The organism is Bradyrhizobium sp. PRIMUS42 (assembly GCF_023006515.1).
Taxonomy (GTDB): Bacteria; Pseudomonadota; Alphaproteobacteria; order Rhizobiales; family Xanthobacteraceae; genus Bradyrhizobium.
In genome coordinates this window covers 1-3,492 of record NZ_JALBGZ010000657.1, presented here as the reverse complement: position 1 = coordinate 3,492, position 3,492 = coordinate 1, and the positions used below count along the sequence as shown (strand labels likewise).

The window sequence follows — 3,492 nt, the reverse complement described above, 5'->3', positions numbered from 1 at the left end:
CGAAGGAGTTTCCGCAGGATGTGGCGCGGCCGATGCCGCTGAGACCCAATCCGCAGCCGATGGGAGCGCGCCAGTCCACCGAGGTCGATGGGCTGGAAGAAGCACCGCAGGCCAATTACGGAACCGCCGCCACCATCCCGACGCTCGATCCGGAACTGGCGCGGCAGCTCGGATTGCCCACCGAGGAGGACGATGCCGAGGCGCTGGCGCGTCCGCCGCGCAGCAAGATGGAGGCGCTCGGCGTCAAGGCGACCGCCGATGCGCTGGAGTCGCTGATCCGCGAGGGCCGTCCGGAGTTCCGCAAGGACGACGGCTCCACGAAAGTGTGGACGCCGCACCGGCCGCCGCGCCCGGAAAAGTCCGAAGGCGGCGTGCGCTTCGAGATCAAGTCGTCCTACGAGCCGCGGGGCGATCAGCCGACCGCGATCGCCGAGCTGGTGGAGGGCATCAATCGCAACGACCGCACCCAGGTGCTGCTCGGCGTCACCGGCTCGGGCAAGACCTACACGATGGCGCAGGTGATCGAGAAGACGCAGCGCCCGGCGCTGATCCTGGCGCCGAACAAGACGCTCGCCGCCCAGCTCTACGGCGAGTTCAAGAACTTCTTCCCTGATAACGCAGTCGAGTATTTCGTCTCCTATTACGACTACTACCAGCCGGAAGCCTACGTCCCGCGCACCGACACCTATATCGAGAAGGACTCGTCCATCAACGAGCAGATCGACCGCATGCGCCACTCGGCGACACGCGCGCTGCTCGAACGCGACGACGTCATCATCGTCGCCTCGGTGTCCTGCATCTACGGTATCGGCTCGGTCGAGACCTACACCGCGATGACGTTCGCGCTGAAGAAGGGCGAGCGCATCGACCAGCGCCAGCTCATCGCCGACCTCGTTGCCCTGCAATACAAGCGCACCCAGGCCGATTTCACCCGCGGCACGTTCCGCGTGCGCGGCGACGTCATCGACATCTTCCCGGCGCACTATGAAGACCGCGCCTGGCGCGTGAATTTGTTCGGCGACAGCATCGAGACCATCGAGGAGTTCGATCCGCTCACCGGCCACAAGCAGGACGAGCTCGAATTCATCAAGATGTACGCCAATTCGCACTATGTGACGCCGCGGCCGACGCTGGTGCAGGCGATCAAGTCGATCAAATCAGAGCTCAAGCAGCGGCTCGACCAGCTCCACGACCAGGGCCGCCTTTTGGAAGCGCAGCGGCTGGAGCAGCGCACCACCTTCGATCTCGAGATGATGGAGGCGACGGGGAGCTGCGCCGGCATCGAGAACTATTCGCGCTACCTCACGGGACGCCGCCCCGGCGAGCCGCCGCCGACGCTGTTCGAATACGTCCCCGACAACGCGCTGATCTTCGCCGACGAGAGCCACGTCACCATCCCGCAGATCGGCGCCATGTTCCGCGGCGACTTCCGCCGCAAGGCGACGCTGGCCGAGTACGGCTTCCGCCTGCCGTCGTGCATGGACAACCGCCCCTTGCGCTTCGAGGAGTGGGACATGATGCGACCGCAGACCGTCGCGGTGTCGGCGACGCCGAGCGGCTGGGAGCTGAACGAGAGCGGCGGCGTCTTCGTCGAGCAGGTCATTCGGCCCACCGGACTGATCGATCCGCCCGTCGATATCCGCCCGGCCCGCACCCAGGTCGACGATCTCGTCGGCGAGGTGCGTGCCACAGCCCAAGCCGGCTATCGCTCGCTGATCACGGTTCTCACGAAACGCATGGCGGAGGACCTCACCGAATATCTGCACGAGCAGGGCATTCGCGTCCGCTACATGCACAGCGATATCGACACGATCGAGCGCATCGAGATCATCCGGGATTTGCGTCTCGGCGCCTTCGACGCGCTGGTCGGCATCAACCTCCTGCGCGAGGGCCTCGACATTCCCGAATGCGCGCTGGTCGCCATTCTCGATGCCGACAAGGAAGGCTTCCTGCGCAGCGAGACCTCGCTGATCCAGACCATCGGCCGCGCCGCGCGCAACGTCGACGGCAAGGTGATCCTCTACGCCGACCAGATGACCGGTTCGATGGAGCGCGCCATCGCCGAGACCAACCGCCGTCGCGAAAAACAGGTCGAGTACAACACCGCCAACGGCATCACGCCGGAGAGCGTGAAGAAGCAGATCGGCGACATCCTCAACTCCGTCTACGAGCGCGACCACGTGCTGGTCGAGGTCGGCGGCCACGACATGACCGACGACGTCATCTCGATCGGCCACAACTTCGAAGCCGTGCTCGGCGATCTGGAAACGCGGATGCGGGAGGCAGCCGCCGATTTGAACTTCGAGGAAGCCGCTCGCCTGCGCGACGAGGTCAAGCGCCTGCGCGCCACCGAGCTCGCGGTGGTCGACGACCCCACCGCCAAGCAGCGCACCGTGCAGGGCAAGGCCGGCGCTTATGCCGGCAGCAAGAAGTACGGCGACGCCGCGAATTTGCCGGTCAGCGCGATGAAGAAAAAGACCGTGGGCTCCGCACTGAAGGCCAGCGGCGGCGGCAGCGGCTCGAAGGTGCACAAGCCGCATCTCGACGAGATGCACGGGCCGGAGTCGCTGCCCTATCGCGAGAAGCCGAGCCTGCCGGCAAAGCCGTTCGGCGGAAACAGCCGGATCATCCAGCCGACGGACTCAAGGCAATCCGGGCAGGAGTTCGGGCCGGCGCCGAAGTCGACGGGTGGGCAGCCGGGGCGAAGGGGTGGGTGGAAGAAGAGGTAGGGCCTGGAGTCGGTAGCGCCTTTCGTGGGTATGGATTCCGGGCTCCCCGCTTTGCGGCGCCCCGGAATGACGCGGGGAGATTTGCGCCCCCTCATCCGACGCTCGCCGTCACCACCGCCATCACCGACAGCAGCAGCACGATCGTCACGAGTTGGAGCGAGGCGACGGGCTGGGTGCGCCATGCCGTGATCTTGTCGGACAGCGACAGATGGGCCTCGAAGAACTTCGGCTCATAGACGGTCTTGAACAGGTGCGGGAAGCTCGGGCCGAAAGTCACAGCCAGCATCGCGTGGGCGAGCGAGGCGATGGCGACGAAGATGGCGACGCCGGGATCGCCGACGAGGTCGTGGTTGCCGCAGAGCTTGAGCAGGAAGGCGGCGGCGGCGAAGGTCGGGAAACTCTGCAGGACCGTGGTCAGCGCGAGGCCTTCGATCGCGTTGTGCAGGCGGGACTTTCTGACGGTGGCGATGGCAGCCATGGCACGTCTCCCTGGTGACATTGGGATGACGATAGCTGCGCCCGGACGGGCGTGATGTGAGATGGGTCACGCGCCTATTTGGCACCGGCCAATGGGCAGGATGGATTCCGGGTTCGCCGCTCCGCGGCGCCCCGGAATGACGGAGAGGGCTACAGCTTCCCCTGCCCGTTCATCTGGCTCTGCTGCTGCCGCTGCTTCTCCTGCTCCTTGGCGTGGTGCCGGCCGTAGAGGCAGCCGGCGGCGGCACCCAGGACGCCGTGATGGCCGGCATAGTGGCCGGCGACG

General features: G+C 66.0%; 2 protein-coding genes. One reads left to right on the top strand and one right to left on the bottom strand.

The window, feature by feature from the left end; translation table 11 throughout:
• Positions 1-2,729 (top strand): excinuclease ABC subunit UvrB (uvrB, locus tag MOV75_RS31305; protein ID WP_309486980.1); only part of this gene is annotated, 2,729 nt, incomplete at its 5' end.
• 91 nt (positions 2,730-2,820) lie between these two features.
• On the opposite strand, the gene MOV75_RS31300 is transcribed toward uvrB, so the two are convergent.
• Complete coding sequence (locus MOV75_RS31300; protein WP_247007247.1) at positions 2,821-3,207, bottom strand: hypothetical protein; 387 nt, start codon at positions 3,205-3,207, stop codon at positions 2,821-2,823.
• Positions 3,208-3,492: the final 285 nt, after the last annotated feature.